The organism is Streptococcus sp. (genome assembly GCF_041802885.1).
Classification (GTDB): Bacteria; Bacillota; Bacilli; order Lactobacillales; family Streptococcaceae; genus Streptococcus.
The window spans coordinates 30,687-43,669 of record NZ_JBHCHN010000020.1; the positions used below are offsets into that span (position 1 = coordinate 30,687).

At 42.9% G+C, this 12,983-nt stretch carries 18 protein-coding genes and 2 pseudogenes; 10 read left to right on the forward strand and 10 right to left on the reverse strand.

Annotation, left to right across the window (positions count from 1 at the left end):
* Positions 1–7: 7 nt before the first annotated feature.
* Positions 8–331, reverse strand: a complete 324-nt coding sequence (locus ACEYCN_RS02845) for a hypothetical protein (protein WP_373712873.1) — start codon at positions 329–331, stop codon at positions 8–10.
* 107 nt (positions 332–438) lie between these two features.
* Positions 439–1,008, reverse strand: coding sequence for a TetR/AcrR family transcriptional regulator (locus ACEYCN_RS02850; RefSeq protein ID WP_373712792.1), 570 nt, complete (start codon positions 1,006–1,008; stop codon positions 439–441).
* 180 nt (positions 1,009–1,188) lie between these two features.
* Between ACEYCN_RS02850 and ACEYCN_RS02855 the strand changes: the two genes are divergently transcribed.
* Positions 1,189–1,782 carry a DUF1361 domain-containing protein gene (locus ACEYCN_RS02855; protein WP_373712793.1) on the forward strand — a complete coding sequence of 198 codons (594 nt, stop codon included), beginning with the start codon at positions 1,189–1,191 and terminating at the stop codon, positions 1,780–1,782.
* A 304-nt stretch (positions 1,783–2,086) separates the two neighbouring features.
* On the opposite strand, the gene ACEYCN_RS02860 is transcribed toward ACEYCN_RS02855, so the two are convergent.
* Positions 2,087–2,179, reverse strand: a complete 93-nt coding sequence (locus ACEYCN_RS02860; RefSeq protein ID WP_373712794.1) for a putative holin-like toxin — start codon at positions 2,177–2,179, stop codon at positions 2,087–2,089.
* A 290-nt stretch (positions 2,180–2,469) separates the two neighbouring features.
* Here ACEYCN_RS02860 and ACEYCN_RS02865 point away from each other — a divergent pair, with 290 nt between their 5' ends.
* From ACEYCN_RS02865 to ACEYCN_RS02890, 6 genes are all read left to right on the forward strand, one after another.
* The gene (locus ACEYCN_RS02865; protein ID WP_373712795.1) at positions 2,470–3,162 is read left to right on the forward strand and encodes a DUF554 domain-containing protein; all 693 of its coding nucleotides are present in this window, start codon (positions 2,470–2,472) and stop codon (positions 3,160–3,162) included.
* A gap of 128 nt (positions 3,163–3,290) precedes the next feature.
* Positions 3,291–3,476, forward strand: coding sequence for a hypothetical protein (locus ACEYCN_RS02870; protein ID WP_373712796.1), 186 nt, complete (start codon positions 3,291–3,293; stop codon positions 3,474–3,476).
* Between the two features lie 15 nt (positions 3,477–3,491).
* Positions 3,492–4,403 (forward strand): ABC transporter ATP-binding protein, encoded by a 912-nt coding sequence (locus ACEYCN_RS02875; RefSeq protein WP_373712797.1) that lies wholly within the window; start codon positions 3,492–3,494, stop codon positions 4,401–4,403.
* Between the two features lie 37 nt (positions 4,404–4,440).
* Entirely contained in the window at positions 4,441–5,187 is a 747-nt protein-coding gene (locus ACEYCN_RS02880) for an ABC transporter permease (RefSeq protein ID WP_373712798.1), read from the forward strand.
* Complete coding sequence (locus tag ACEYCN_RS02885; RefSeq protein ID WP_373712799.1) at positions 5,187–6,281, forward strand: sensor histidine kinase; 1,095 nt, start codon at positions 5,187–5,189, stop codon at positions 6,279–6,281. Before ACEYCN_RS02880 ends, ACEYCN_RS02885 begins: the two co-directional genes overlap by 1 nt.
* On the forward strand, positions 6,278–6,877 hold the full coding sequence (locus ACEYCN_RS02890) for a response regulator (protein WP_373712800.1): 600 nt from the start codon (positions 6,278–6,280) through the stop codon (positions 6,875–6,877). Before ACEYCN_RS02885 ends, ACEYCN_RS02890 begins: the two co-directional genes overlap by 4 nt.
* A gap of 277 nt (positions 6,878–7,154) precedes the next feature.
* Here ACEYCN_RS02890 and ACEYCN_RS02895 read toward each other — a convergent pair whose 3' ends face one another.
* From ACEYCN_RS02895 to ACEYCN_RS02910, 4 genes are all read right to left on the reverse strand, one after another.
* Entirely contained in the window at positions 7,155–7,631 is a 477-nt protein-coding gene (locus ACEYCN_RS02895; RefSeq protein ID WP_373712801.1) for an MGMT family protein, read from the reverse strand.
* Between the two features lie 85 nt (positions 7,632–7,716).
* Positions 7,717–7,887, reverse strand: a complete 171-nt coding sequence (locus ACEYCN_RS02900; RefSeq protein WP_373712802.1) for a cysteine-rich KTR domain-containing protein — start codon at positions 7,885–7,887, stop codon at positions 7,717–7,719.
* A 26-nt stretch (positions 7,888–7,913) separates the two neighbouring features.
* Positions 7,914–8,441, reverse strand: coding sequence for a flavodoxin domain-containing protein (locus ACEYCN_RS02905; RefSeq protein ID WP_373712803.1), 528 nt, complete (start codon positions 8,439–8,441; stop codon positions 7,914–7,916).
* A gap of 42 nt (positions 8,442–8,483) precedes the next feature.
* The gene (locus tag ACEYCN_RS02910; protein WP_373712804.1) at positions 8,484–9,050 is read right to left on the reverse strand and encodes a TetR/AcrR family transcriptional regulator; all 567 of its coding nucleotides are present in this window, start codon (positions 9,048–9,050) and stop codon (positions 8,484–8,486) included.
* Between the two features lie 194 nt (positions 9,051–9,244).
* On the opposite strand from ACEYCN_RS02910, the pseudogene ACEYCN_RS02915 reads away from it, so the two are divergent.
* Positions 9,245–9,406: pseudogene (locus tag ACEYCN_RS02915) on the forward strand (IS4 family transposase); the annotation flags it as partial.
* A gap of 7 nt (positions 9,407–9,413) precedes the next feature.
* On the opposite strand, the pseudogene ACEYCN_RS02920 reads toward ACEYCN_RS02915, so the two are convergent.
* Together ACEYCN_RS02920 and ACEYCN_RS02925 are read right to left on the reverse strand one after the other, a co-directional pair.
* Positions 9,414–9,584, reverse strand: a pseudogene (locus tag ACEYCN_RS02920) (Arm DNA-binding domain-containing protein); the annotation flags it as partial.
* Positions 9,584–9,772 carry a LysR family transcriptional regulator gene (locus tag ACEYCN_RS02925; protein WP_373712874.1) on the reverse strand — a complete coding sequence of 63 codons (189 nt, stop codon included), beginning with the start codon at positions 9,770–9,772 and terminating at the stop codon, positions 9,584–9,586. The gene ACEYCN_RS02925 and the pseudogene ACEYCN_RS02920, both read right to left, overlap by 1 nt.
* Before the next feature lie 281 nt (positions 9,773–10,053).
* Here ACEYCN_RS02925 and ACEYCN_RS02930 point away from each other — a divergent pair, with 281 nt between their 5' ends.
* Together ACEYCN_RS02930 and ACEYCN_RS02935 are read left to right on the forward strand one after the other, a co-directional pair.
* Positions 10,054–10,578: a helix-turn-helix domain-containing protein gene (locus tag ACEYCN_RS02930; protein WP_373712805.1), complete on the forward strand. Its 525-nt coding sequence runs from the start codon at positions 10,054–10,056 to the stop codon at positions 10,576–10,578.
* Positions 10,579–10,598: 20 nt separating this feature from the next.
* On the forward strand, positions 10,599–10,991 hold the full coding sequence (locus tag ACEYCN_RS02935) for a hypothetical protein (protein WP_055273837.1): 393 nt from the start codon (positions 10,599–10,601) through the stop codon (positions 10,989–10,991).
* Positions 10,992–11,246: 255 nt separating this feature from the next.
* On the opposite strand, the gene ACEYCN_RS02940 is transcribed toward ACEYCN_RS02935, so the two are convergent.
* Entirely contained in the window at positions 11,247–12,893 is a 1,647-nt protein-coding gene (locus ACEYCN_RS02940; protein WP_373712806.1) for a hypothetical protein, read from the reverse strand.
* Positions 12,894–12,983: the final 90 nt, after the last annotated feature.

Sequence of the window (12,983 nt, forward strand, 5' to 3'; positions counted from 1 at the left end):
CGTCATTCTAGCGCCAAAACTTTAGGCTCAGCCAGAGCGCAAGCCCAAGGACTGGCACAAAGCCAATCAGCTTGATAATCAGGTCTGTATCGGGCAGACTGTAAATATAGAGCATGGTCGCCGTAGCTGCCAGCCAAATTCCTACAATCTGTACGATAGCTGGCAATCCAGTCATCATACAGCATCCTATGGCCACTAAGAGCAAGCCTCCAGTCGCAAATGTCATAAAATCAGGGCTCATCAAATGGACAGGATGTAAATTCATGCCCCAAATTACCACCAATATTCCTGTAACTGCAAGCGCCATTCCGGCAATCGTAAATCCACTCATTTGATTTCCTTTCTCTGTATTCATGATCGTCCTCCTTTTATGTTATTGAATGAATGATATTGAATGTTCATTCATTTTTTTCTCAAAAAATAAAGAATGAAGCTTCTTTATTTAAATATCCCTTTGACAAAGTTGGTCGCCAGCGTCTCAATAGTCTGGCCAATGGCCGGAAAATCCGTTTCCGTGATGTGCATATCCATGTAATAGAACAGTTGATAAACCTGCAGGATTTCCTGAATTTTTTCTTGGGAAAAGCCTTGGCCTAGCATGCGCTCTGTAAAATGTTGGATCAAAAACTGATGAAAGGTGTTTTCCTCCTTGCCGTTTTCGGAATCATAGTAGTTGCGCAGGTAGTCCGAGATGGCTGGGTTGTACCATTCTGACAGGATTTTATTGGGAGAAATCAGCTTTCTGGACCAGGCAAAGAGTTGGCCTACCAAGTCAACCGCTTCCCCCTGCCAATCGATTTCCTCCATCATCTTCTGGCGAATCCGCTTATTCTCCTCAACATAGACATCCAGAAAAATGGCTTCCTTGGAATCATAGTAGTTATAAAAAGACCCCACGGCCACCTTAGCCTGCCGAGCAATCTCAGAAATCCCAGTTGCCTTGTAGCCCTTTTGACCAAAAATATCCAAGGCTGCAGATTTGAGTGCTGTTTTCTTATCTTCTGTCATTGGATTCTCCTTTCTTTTTGGTGGTGAATGAATTTGATATTTTATTCATTCATATTGTAACTCTTTTGAAATCCGATGTCAAGTAGTTTCTCAAAATTGAATTCCTCCCCCTTCCTTTTTCCTTAGTTCACGAGTTTGTGGTATACTAGCTTGTAATGATTTGAAAGAAAGAGGTGCCCTATGTTTACAAAGAAAAATATTTTGATTCATCTGTTTTTTCTGATGATTTCTGCTGGTCTGTACTTCTACAATTTGAGAGAACCTGATTTGGTTTGGAATATGTTTTTGGCTTTAGTAGCCCTCGATTTCGCCATTTTATCAAAGGCAAACAAGGGCTGGCCCATCAAGATTTTGTCCGCCCTCCTCTGGCTCTTCTTCTACCCAAACACCTTTTACATGGTGACGGACATTGTCCATATGCACTTCACCAGCACTGTTCTCTGGGAACGCGAAAGTATGATTCTCTTTATGCTGTATGTGCCTAGCATCTTCTTTGGTGTCATGGCGGGTGTGGAGAGTCTGCGTCAGATTTTCGCCAGTTTTGAGGTCAAATCCTACTGGATCAGGCTATTCTTGATTGCTGCTCTGTCCTTCCTTTCCAGTTTTGCCATCCACATCGGCCGCTATGCCAGGCTCAATTCTTGGGATATTTTCACCAGACCCATGCTTGTCATCCAAGAAATGCTGGCCGTCATCTCCTGGGCAGCCCTGCCCTTTATCCTCGGCTTTACCTTTATCCAGATGATGGTTTTGGTCTTTGCGGAGGATGAATGAAAATAAGGAAACAGTTTGCGGCTGTTTCCTTTTTTCATACTTTGCATCACTTTTATCTGACAAGTTTCAGTAATTCCTCGTAAGAATTGACCACCCCATATACCTGATCATCAGCAATCAAGCCTTTTGTAGGTTAAAATATAAAAAATTGTCAAAGGATAATGGATTGTGATATAATAAGTGTGAAAAAGGGATTGAGCGCCAACTCAATCCCAGTAGAACCGTTTTAAAGACGGGACGAATGAAGAATACAGTCAACCTGCTAGTTCACTCTGTCAAAGTTTCATAGCGGTTGGCTGTCTTTTTATTTTCTAGTGTTTTTGAAAATAAATGTCAGTAGCACTATAAGTAACGTGCCGAACTGAAACAGAAGACCTAGTGCTTCTGCGACAGACATTGCGGCAAACCTTTCTAGTTCGGTACTGCATAGGCACCACCTTCCGAAATAGATTTCCGCCCCGCTTTTGGAACTTTTCTACTGTTCTATTATACCATATTTTCCACAGGTTTTACTGTGGATTTTTAAATTCATTCACCCACACATTATACCATATTTCAAAGTATTCTGAACAGCCTAGGAGGGAGGTTTTCCCAGTAAAAGTAGCTTACTAACTGGAATTTACTTTTGCCTCCCACTTTCTCCCCAATCCGTGCTATAATAAATCGAATATTGTTTAGGAGAGAATGATGGGTGCGATTGTAAATGCTATTTGTATTATTGTGGGAGCTGGTATTGGCCTGATTATTCACAAGGGATTATCCCAGCGCTTTAGCGATATTATGATGAAGGGGGCTAGTCTCTGTGTTCTGGTGTTGGGTTTCCAAGGGGCTATGAAGGCTGCGGATCCCATTTTATTGATTCTTGCCCTGACTTTGGGGGCCATTATTGGCGAAGCCCTCAATATTGAACTAGCCATGGAGAGATTGTCTTATCGTTTGGAAAAAATCCTGGTCAAAAATCCTCAGGAATCCAGATTTGCCCAAGGTTTTTTATCTGCCATTATGATTTTTTGTGTGGGGGCCATGGCCATTATTGGCAGTCTTCAAAGTGGACTTTTGGGGGACCACAGCATGCTCTACAGCAAGGGAATTATCGATGGCATTATCTCCATCCTTCTCGCTGCAACTAATGGCATTGGCGTCATGTTTTCCGCTTTTGCTATTCTCATTTATGAAGGAGGGATGACCCTATTAGCTGGTCAAGTTGGTACCTATTTGAGTGACCCTGTCATTGCGGCCATGTCCTCGACAGGCTCCGTCCTTCTCATCGCACTGGCCTGGAATATGCTGGAGATTACCAGCTTCAAGGTCATGAATTACATCCCCGCCGTCTTTCTCCCCATCATCCTAGTGCCAATTTTGGCCTGGTTGGGCCTATAAGATTTCAAACCGAGCTCCGCTCGGTTTTTTTGGTGACAAATGTCATACTGTGTCATGACATTATGGGCTAATGCTTTTTGGGTAGTTTTTCTATAATAAATGTAGAAATACAGAAATGGAGAAATCTGATGAAAAAAGCCCTCATATCTGCAATCATGAGTTTCGTCCTCATTTACGCCACTTGTATCCTCTTTAGTCCTGCTAATCAGGACTTGGCAAAAATCATCTTCCAATACCTCTCTTGGTCATTGCCTGCTAGTATTATCATTGGTATCCTGAACTATACAGGGATTTGCAAAGATTCCACTCATTAAGAAAGGAGCAACACCATGTCCAAAGTCATTGACGTGAAGAACCTCAGTAAGAACTTCAAGGATAAGAAAGCCTTGTCCGGCATATCCTTTGAAGTCTATCAAGGGGACTGTCTGGCCTTGATTGGGCCGAATGGTTCCGGAAAAACCACCCTCTTTAACTGCTTGTTGGGCGACTACCATCCTAGCACTGGCGATATTGCCCTGCTGGGTATGGGGGCCCGCTCTCCAGAGCTCAGGGAAAAGGTGGGCATACTCTTTCAGGAAAACTTGACCGAGCAAAAAATGAAGGTCAAGGAACTCTTGGATTTCCAGAAGGCCATCTATCCTAACCCTTTGACTGACCAGCAAATTGATGACCTCTTGCGATTTAGTGACCAGCAGAAAGACCAATTTGCAGAAAAATTATCAGGCGGTCAGCGCCGTCTCTTGGCCTTTGTGCAGGTTTTGATTGGCCAGCCAGACATTATTTTCCTGGATGAGCCGACCGCTGGTATGGACACCTCTACTCGGATTCGTTTCTGGGAAATTGTCGGGGATCTAAAGAGGGCTGGCAAAACCATCATCTACTCCAGCCACTACATCGAAGAAGTCGAACATACAGCTGACCGAATTTTGGTTCTCCATCAAGGACAGCTCCTGCGGGACACCACTCCTTACCTCATGCGGGCCGAAGAAAAAGTCAAGGTCTTTACATTGCCAGCGGATTATTTGCCACTCTTGGAGCAGCAAGCAATTGAAGACCTGGTCATTAAGACAGACACTATTTCCTTCAGCAGCAAAGAACCACAAATCATCTGGGACCTCTTAACAGAAGTCCGCTGTCCGATTGAAGATATCGAGATGACCAATCGGACGCTCTTGGATACTATTTTTGAAAATGAGAAGGAGATGGAAAATGGCACTTCTGCAAAAAATAAGTTCGCCTAGTTTTTCCACATCCACTTCAAGTTAAAGGAGACCTATCATGAACACCTTTCAAGCCATACTAAAACAAGAATACTTGATCAACAAGCGGTCCATTTCCAACCTCATCATGGCCATCGGTATGCCTGTTGCCTTTTTCCTACTCTTTACCACCATCTGGGCCAATGATGAAAGCATGCCTGCCGAGGTGGCCAAGGTCTGGATTCGTCAGTATATGATGCAGATGACCGCCTTTTCCAGCCTCAGCTTTGCCTTCTTCTCCCTGCCCTTTGCCTTCCAAGAAGATCGAAACGGCAATCGCCTGCGGACCATCCAGCACAGCCCCATTCCTATCTGGCAATACTATGCCAGCAAAATCATTGGAATATTGGTCCACTTTATCCTGGCCATCCTCGTCGTCTTTGCTGTCGGACATTTCCTCAAAGGCGTTGACATGTCGCTGACTGACTGGCTGACCAGTGCTGGCATTCTCTTTGCTGGTGCCATCTGCTTCATGCCCTTTGGCGCTCTCTTTGCTCATATAAAATCAAGCCAGACCCTCTCTGTCATCGCCAATATTTTTTACATGGGAATGGCCGTTTTAGGGGGCCTTTGGATGCCAGTTCAGACTTTTCCTGACATCATGCAAAAAATAGCCAAGCTGACACCGACCTACCATTTCAATAATCTGATTATTTCCTATTTTGAGAAGGATTTTTCCAGCCAATCCCTGCTAATTCTCCTTGCTTATGCTATGATAGTATTAGTAATAGCCTTAGCAGTCGGAAAAAAACTTGAGGTAAAATAATGTTTCGTGCTTTTCAAAAAACGGATCCTCTCTACTATGTTGGTCTTGTCTTTATGGTCTTTCCTCTGGGCGGAGTAGCCTGGTTTGGCTATCCTAGCTGGACCATCATTCTGTCGACCCTCTTTGCCCTGGCCTACATTATCATCATCCATATCAAGGATTCCTATCGAAAAACCATCGCTTTTCTCTGGTTCTATCTGTTGTTCTACATCATTTTTATGACCACTCAGATAGAGGGCAGCATGATGTGGTTCTTCTTCTATTTGGGAAATTTACTAGCCTATCGGTTTGAAGATTCTTTGAAAAGCTATCGCTTCATTAGTTTTTTGGTCGGATTAATCGGGACCTCAATGGCTGGTTTCTTTCTCGTAGACAGCCCCGTTGGAAAAGTTTTCAGCCTTGCTGTCAGTCTTTTTACCTTAACCATCCTCTATTTTCAGAGGAAATCCGTTGAAGAGGAACGCATCCAGAAGAAAATCTACCAGCAAAACAAGACCATCAATCTGCTGGCTGCGGAAAATGAGCGCAATCGAATCGGCCGTGATTTGCATGATAGTCTGGGCCACACCTTTGCCATGATGACCCTGAAGACCGAGTTGGCCCTCAAGCAGCTGGACAAGAAAAATCTGACAGCGGTTAGGAAGGAACTGGAAGAGCTCAACCAAATCAGCAAGAAATCCATGAAAGATGTCCGTCAGCTGGTCAACAACCTCAAGTACCGAACCGTCACAGAAGAACTAGACAATATCCGCGAGATGTTTGCCCTGTCAGGGATTGCATTAGAGGTTGAAAACACCGTCAATACCAATCAACTCTCCCCTGTCATCCAGTCCAGCATGACCATGATTTTGCGGGAGTTGACCACCAATATCATCAAGCATGCCAAGGCCAGCCATTGCCAGATTAGCCTACAACGAACTGGCAAGATTATCATCCAAGTCACCGATAATGGCCGAGGCTTTCCGCCACTAACAGGCCAAGAATTGCATTCCATCAAGGAACGCTTGCAGCTGGTAAAAGGACAGGTCGACATCCTATCCCCGGCCAATCCAACCAGCATCCGTGTCATCCTAGAGGAAGGAGAACTGCCATGAAATTATTAGTTGCTGAAGACCAATCCATGCTCCGAGATGCCATGTGCCAGCTCCTTCTCATGGAAGAGGATGTGGAGGAGATTTTTCAGGCCAATAATGGCCAGGAAGCCATTGAACTTCTGGGAAAACAGCCCATCGACGTGGCTATCCTAGACATTGAAATGCCCCTCAAGACTGGTTTGGATGTTCTGGAGTGGGCACGCGCCAACCATCCCACCGTCAAAATCATCATCGTGACCACCTTCAAGCGTGTGGGCTATTTCCAACGAGCCATCAAGGCTGGAGTCGATGCCTATGTCCTAAAGGACCGCTCCATCTCAGACCTCATGGCCACCGTCCACACGGTTCTGGCAGGTCGCAAGGAATATTCTCCCGAGCTGATGGAAACCGTCATGAACCAAGACAATCCCTTGAGTACCCAGGAACAACGAGTGATGGAGTTGATTGCCGCAGGCAAAACCAGCAAGGAAATCGCCTCCCAGCTCTTTCTATCAGACGGAACCGTCCGCAATTACACCACTTCCATCTTCAACAAACTCAACGCCAACAACCGCGTCGAAGCCATTAACATTGCTCAGGAAAATGGGTGGATATGAAAACAACTGGAAAATCTCTTCCAGTTGTTTTTTGCTTATTCTCCTTCGACGAATGCTAATCAATTTTGTTTAGCGACTATTCTCTGCCGTGTTCGTAGTTCTTTTGATTATTTGATATATCCATATTATCCTGCCTATATGAGCTAATGTTATCATTTTGTTATCGGCATTGATAACACTTGCTCTGCAACTGTGGATAATAGCAATATGTTCCGACTCAAATTATAAGCGATTTTGCTTAGAAAATCAAGATATTAAAATCGCTTTCCGAAAACACCTATAACGCAAACAGGGCATTTTCATAGTCTTTAACATAGTATCTGAGATTCTTTCTTCCTTTTTGGACAATCGTATGTCCTTCCGTTTCCAGCTTCTCTTTCTGCGCCTCAACGCCGCCGGGATATTTTTCGTTTAATTCTCCATTAGCCTTTAATGTACGCCAATAAGGTGTTTCATCTTCAGAACGCTGATAACTCGCCCACGCAACAATCGAAACAAATATTCCTGCTGTAATCGGCTCCGTAAAATCGGCTCCACTTTGTTTTGCAAAATAATCTCTGATTGTACCTACTGTAAGCAACTTCCCATAAGGCACAAGCCGCATTATTTTGTCATATTCAATCGGCGGTGCAAAATACATTTTGTCTCCGCCATACTTTTCTATGCTTTTTTCATCCGTAATCGTCTGAAATTTTGGCATATCCTTGCTATCGTGTAACATTGCATTAAAATCTTTTTTATCTTCATTTGCCATTATCAGCACCTCCTGTACTCAAGTATAAGTCAAAGAAAAATCCTATGCAATGAGACGGTTTCAAAACTTCTATGTAATTTCAACTTTATAATTTGCTATCTAAAAGTGAAATCTTCATATTTTTGACATTGACAAGTGTTTCCTGCTTACATTTCGGACAGTAAAGGGGAAAGTTTTTCAGTTCTGTATCTTCTCGCATCTGCAATCTTGTTTTGTTTCCGCAGACAGGGCAGCATATCCATTCTACTTTGTTCAAAGTTGACTCCTTTCTTTCAAGTACCGCTATTTCTCAAGATAGTCTATTAAGGGTAACAAATATTTTTCATCTGTCCAATCGCAGCTTTGTCCTACCGCACACATAAGTGCTTTCATCCACGGTTCATATGTGTCTGGATTCTTTTTTGCCACCGACTTTTGTAGCATTTTACACAAATTCCTATCCATAAATCTCATCTTACTTTCATCCCAAGCACCTCTCCCATAAAAAAGCGGAATATCTTTTAAATCTCCTGTCAAATTATGTGCCTTGATTTCCGCAAACGCACTCTCATCATAAGGGGAAGCACCAACGCAAAGTATCGCTATTTTTTTATTTCTCAATTTATTTATATTCTTCTTCAAGAAAGACAAACCTGCTATTCCAGAGGCATATATACCACCACATAATAAGACTATTTCATAATTCATTACTTCGCTAATCAACGCTTTCGGAGTTTCAACACATTCAAAACCTGTCATCTTGCGTAGCCATTCAACATATTTTTTTGTAGCTCCATATTTAGATTGATAAATAATAATCCCTTTTTTCATAGTCGATACCTTTCTTCCAAAATAGTTTATCTGCTTTTATGGTTATTCTTCAGAACATAATGCCTGTCTTAAAAATGCTTCGTAGGCAACTTCTTGCTGTGTATATATTTCATCTGTAGAAATCCCTGGTGTAGTTACTGAAAATATAGTGCCGATGCCGATGGTATAAATCAGCATATTCAAGTGTAGCCGTTTTGCCTGTTTTATACTGATATTCAATTTTTCCGCAATAAATTCAGCCATATGAGGATTCGTTTCTGATTGATACAAGTCATTCAATGAAGAAATCCCCTCTCTTTGATGTAAAATGAATATTCTGAATAAGTGAGGTTCCTCTTGTGCTAAACGAATGTATGAATTGCCTGTACTACGAAACAAATCGTCTTTGTTAATGTGCGTTGCTACATATTCCCGTATAAAGCAATTTATCTGTTCAACTACATCTTGCCGCAGTCCATCCATATTTTTGCAATAACTGTAAATGGGCTGAACAGAACACCCTATTTTATCAGCAATATTTTTTACCATAACCTGCTCCATACCGCTTTTCCTTGCAATCTCAAAAGCAGCATTAACAACCATTTCTTTTGTAATTCTCTGTTTTGGCACTTCCAACCTCCTGTATAATATAGTTATATAAATCATTTATATAACTATATTATACATCGGATTTGTTATTTGTCAATTACGAAACAAGAAAAAAGGGCAGAGATTTCTCCCAATGTCATTAAGTTAACTAACCTATCACATTTTGTGGTAGGTTAGTTTTTTCTATGCTACACTAAAAATAAAAGGAGAAAATCATGCTCGACCAGATTAAATCTCATTTATTTGACAGTATCATTGACATTATTTCCACTGCTGACCGGTTTGTGCTTCATCCTGAAAAAGATTTTAGTCGGAAAAGTCAGCTAACGATGAAAACCATGATTCAAGCTATAGTTTCTTTAATTGGTAAAATGCTTAACTTAAACTCATATCAAGGTCAGACGAGTTTTGCAGCTGGAACATTCGCTCCCATTCCTGTGCTTCTTTCTTTGTAGCGAAACCCCGCTTACATTTCTGCTTGCGTTCGCCTTTCCAATTCACATACCTTGCCATCACATACCAAGTACCGTTGTCCTCATTTTTGAATACCGGCATCATTCCTTCTCCTTTCCGGCTCCGTAGATCCTTTCATAAAAATACTGACGGTTGACACGCCCTGCAATCGTAATAAATCCCTTCGCTTTCAGTTCCTCGTTCAGCTTTCTGATGAGCTTATAGGCGTAGGGCTTGGATACATTCAGTTCCTGCGCCACATCATCGGCACGGATAAATCTGTTTTCCATAAAAATCACCTTCCCTTCTTTTTTCAATTTCATTTATTTCGTGTCGGAATACTTTCTTGCCGCCTTCCGATTTGCCCGGGCGGGTACGCCATTACCGTGACGCACGACGGATGTTGAATTAAACTTATTTGCTTAATGCTATTTCATTATACTAAGCATATTTGCTTTTGTCAAGCGGTTTCGGAGAAAATATTAAACTTTTTTGTTTTGTTTTCTCTTGACTTTCACTAAGCATATCTGCTATACTATGTGTAGATACATAAGCGAGGAGTGTAAACACTATGGCGATTGGTGAGAGAATCCATTTTTTCAGGCTTTTGCGTGGTATGACGCAAAAATATCTTGGTACGGCTGTCGGGTTTCCCGAAAGAAGCGCCGATGTGCGCTTAGCGCAATACGAAACCGGTTCACGCAAACCGAAGGCGGATTTAACGGCTGCACTGGCGCAGGTGCTTGATGTTTCCCCGCAGGCTCTTGATGTTCCTGACATTGACAGTCAGATCGGTCTCATGCACACCTTATTTACCCTTGAAGATGTTTATGGGCTGACCATCGGCGAAGAAAACGGAGAAGTCTGCCTGAAAGTCAATAAGGACAAAGGCAAGGATGCTGTCGAGCTATCAAAAATGCTCTATGCTTGGAAAGAGCAGGCAGACAAGCTCTCTGCCGGTGAAATCAGCAAGGACGATTATGACCGCTGGCGTTACTACTATCCGAAATACGATACCACACAAATCTGGGCGAAAGTTCCCTCGCAGGAATTAAGCGACGCATTAGTCGAAGTATTCAAAGATAAGTTAAAATAGAGTCAGCAGGAGGTTACAGCATGAAACGATATAAAATAGCTGCTTGGTTAATGATAATTCACGGTGGATTTATGGAAATCGGTGGTGTTTTATGTGCCCTTCCTGCGCTAATTTTGGGTTCTGGCAAATTTGACATCGGACAATATTTTTCTTTTAAGCTCCAATATTTCCAAGATAACCTATATATGATTTTATTTATGGGTGCGATTTTCGGTGTTATGCGAATCATCGGTGCTATAGGACTTCTAAAAAATAGAATGTGGGGACTCGCCCTTTCCGTAATAAACTGTGTTGTTACTATGATATTGATGATGTTTATGCTTCCATTTGGCATACAAGATGGACTGCTTGCCTGCATCGCTTTAGTTTTAATTTTGACACAGTATTTTGGCAACCGAAAAATCATTGAATAATTTCCTTTCTCTTTAAAGCAAGTTGAAAGAACGACAAAAAGCCCTTAGCCATGAGTTTCACACCCACAGCTAAGGGCTTTCTAATATGGATTTATTTGTTGCACAACCGCCTGTCAATTATTCTCTAACCATAAAACCACTGGATTACAAGAATAATGGCTCTTATGCAACTGTTATCAATTTGTTATCAAAAGACTTCTTAAAGTACCGAAAACCCGCATAAATACTGGATTTTTTCGACCTATCAACTTATTCCTACTCAATGATCTTAAAATTCTTGAGGTAATTGTTCTTGGTCAGCTCCCCAGAGAACTGGTCCCCCACCTTCAGGAAAGGCAGCTGATCAATGGTCTCTTCTGTCGCCTTGACCTTGTAAATCTTGCCTGAGGAAGAAATGTAGTAGACGGTGGAGCCTGAAATCATCTGGCTGGCCAGCTGGTCGACCACTCCCTTGATGACTTCCACGTCTTGGTCCGTTCCAGCTGCCTGACCTGAACCCGACAAAACAGAAGTGTCCGAGTCTGTGAATTGGGAAATCAGAGTCTCGATGTCATTGTTGACCGTTACCTGCTGGTAGTCTTCCGCATCCACCACTGCATAAGATTTGACCAAGCCCGCATCATCCTTGAGGGAGACGATGTAGTAGGCCTTGTCATTGAGTTTGGCCAGGGTTGGCGCGGTTGCCTTGTATTTCTTCTCTTGCACCTCTCCTTCTGCGGAGGCCATGGCAGCCGATTCGGTGGCGGAAGCCAGCTTGTAGTTGGTCACTTCCCGGGTCCGCATATTGACCAGGATAAAGCCCAAATTGGAAGAATCAGCTGTTGCTGAGGTTATCCCTGTGTAAAGATAAATATCTGAACCGATGGAGATGTAATTGTAACTATCAGTAGTTTTCTTGACACCCGTCTGGCTAAATACCGTATTCCAGAAACCATCTTGATAAGTATAGTAATCATCCACACGGGTAATGACGTTATTGGCCGAGAAGACCCGGTCCACCCATTCTGGGATGTCCTCCAAATCGTATTCCTTGGTTTCACCAGTTGCCGCATTGAGCAGGATGACACCGGATGGATCCTTGGAAGTCAGCATAAATTTTGGCTTGTAAACCGTAGCCACATAGTAGGGATTGCCCTCATCATCGACTTCAAAGGAAGGGTCCCCAAAGATGGTGAAAGGATACTTGAAGCGCAGATAGCGCAGGGTATCACGGAAAAGGTATTCCGAGTCAGAGTATTTCATAGACTCTGCCAGCCGCACCAACTCCGCCTTGCCCGTGGTCTGGTTGACCTTGACATAGTAGCTGATACCTTCCTGACGGTTGGACAGCCATTTCCAGAAGTTTTTATACTCTAGGGGAGAAACCCGATAGGGTTGTTCTCCGATGGTAATCTGACGGTAATCATCGGAAATCCCAAACTGGGAAACCTTGTCGATGGTCCCCAGATAGGTGTCCCCGATTTTCTCCGCAGAAGCCCGATCCAAGAGGGCCAGGGTTGAAATATTGGTTTCTGGGAAATCCTTGTTAAAATCAGCTTCCTTGACCGTGATGACATTGGCATAGCTCTTGGCCCGGAAAATACGGGAATTGAAAAAACCAAGGCCAAACAAGAGAGCAACAATCAGCAAGATGGTACCACCCAAGCGAATCAAAACCTGATCATAAGGACCTTTGGTCTGGCTCACATCTCTCCGTCCAACATTCGGCTTCTTAGTTTGCTGGCCCACCGAATCAGCAAGGGCCACAACGAAGATGCCCACAAAAGCCAGAATCAGCCCCTCCACCACAAAGAACCAAAAGCCTGTATCTAGCGGATTAAGGGCTGGTAAAAAGACCCAGTAACTGGCAGCCATCAAAAGGAACCACAAAACCAGAAACAATCGCGTTATCATCTTTTTCATAAGGGACCTCCTCGAATGGATATACTAACATCATTATAGCAAAAAAACAATAAGAACACTGAAAAAAAGTGGGGTTCCCCACTTTTTGGC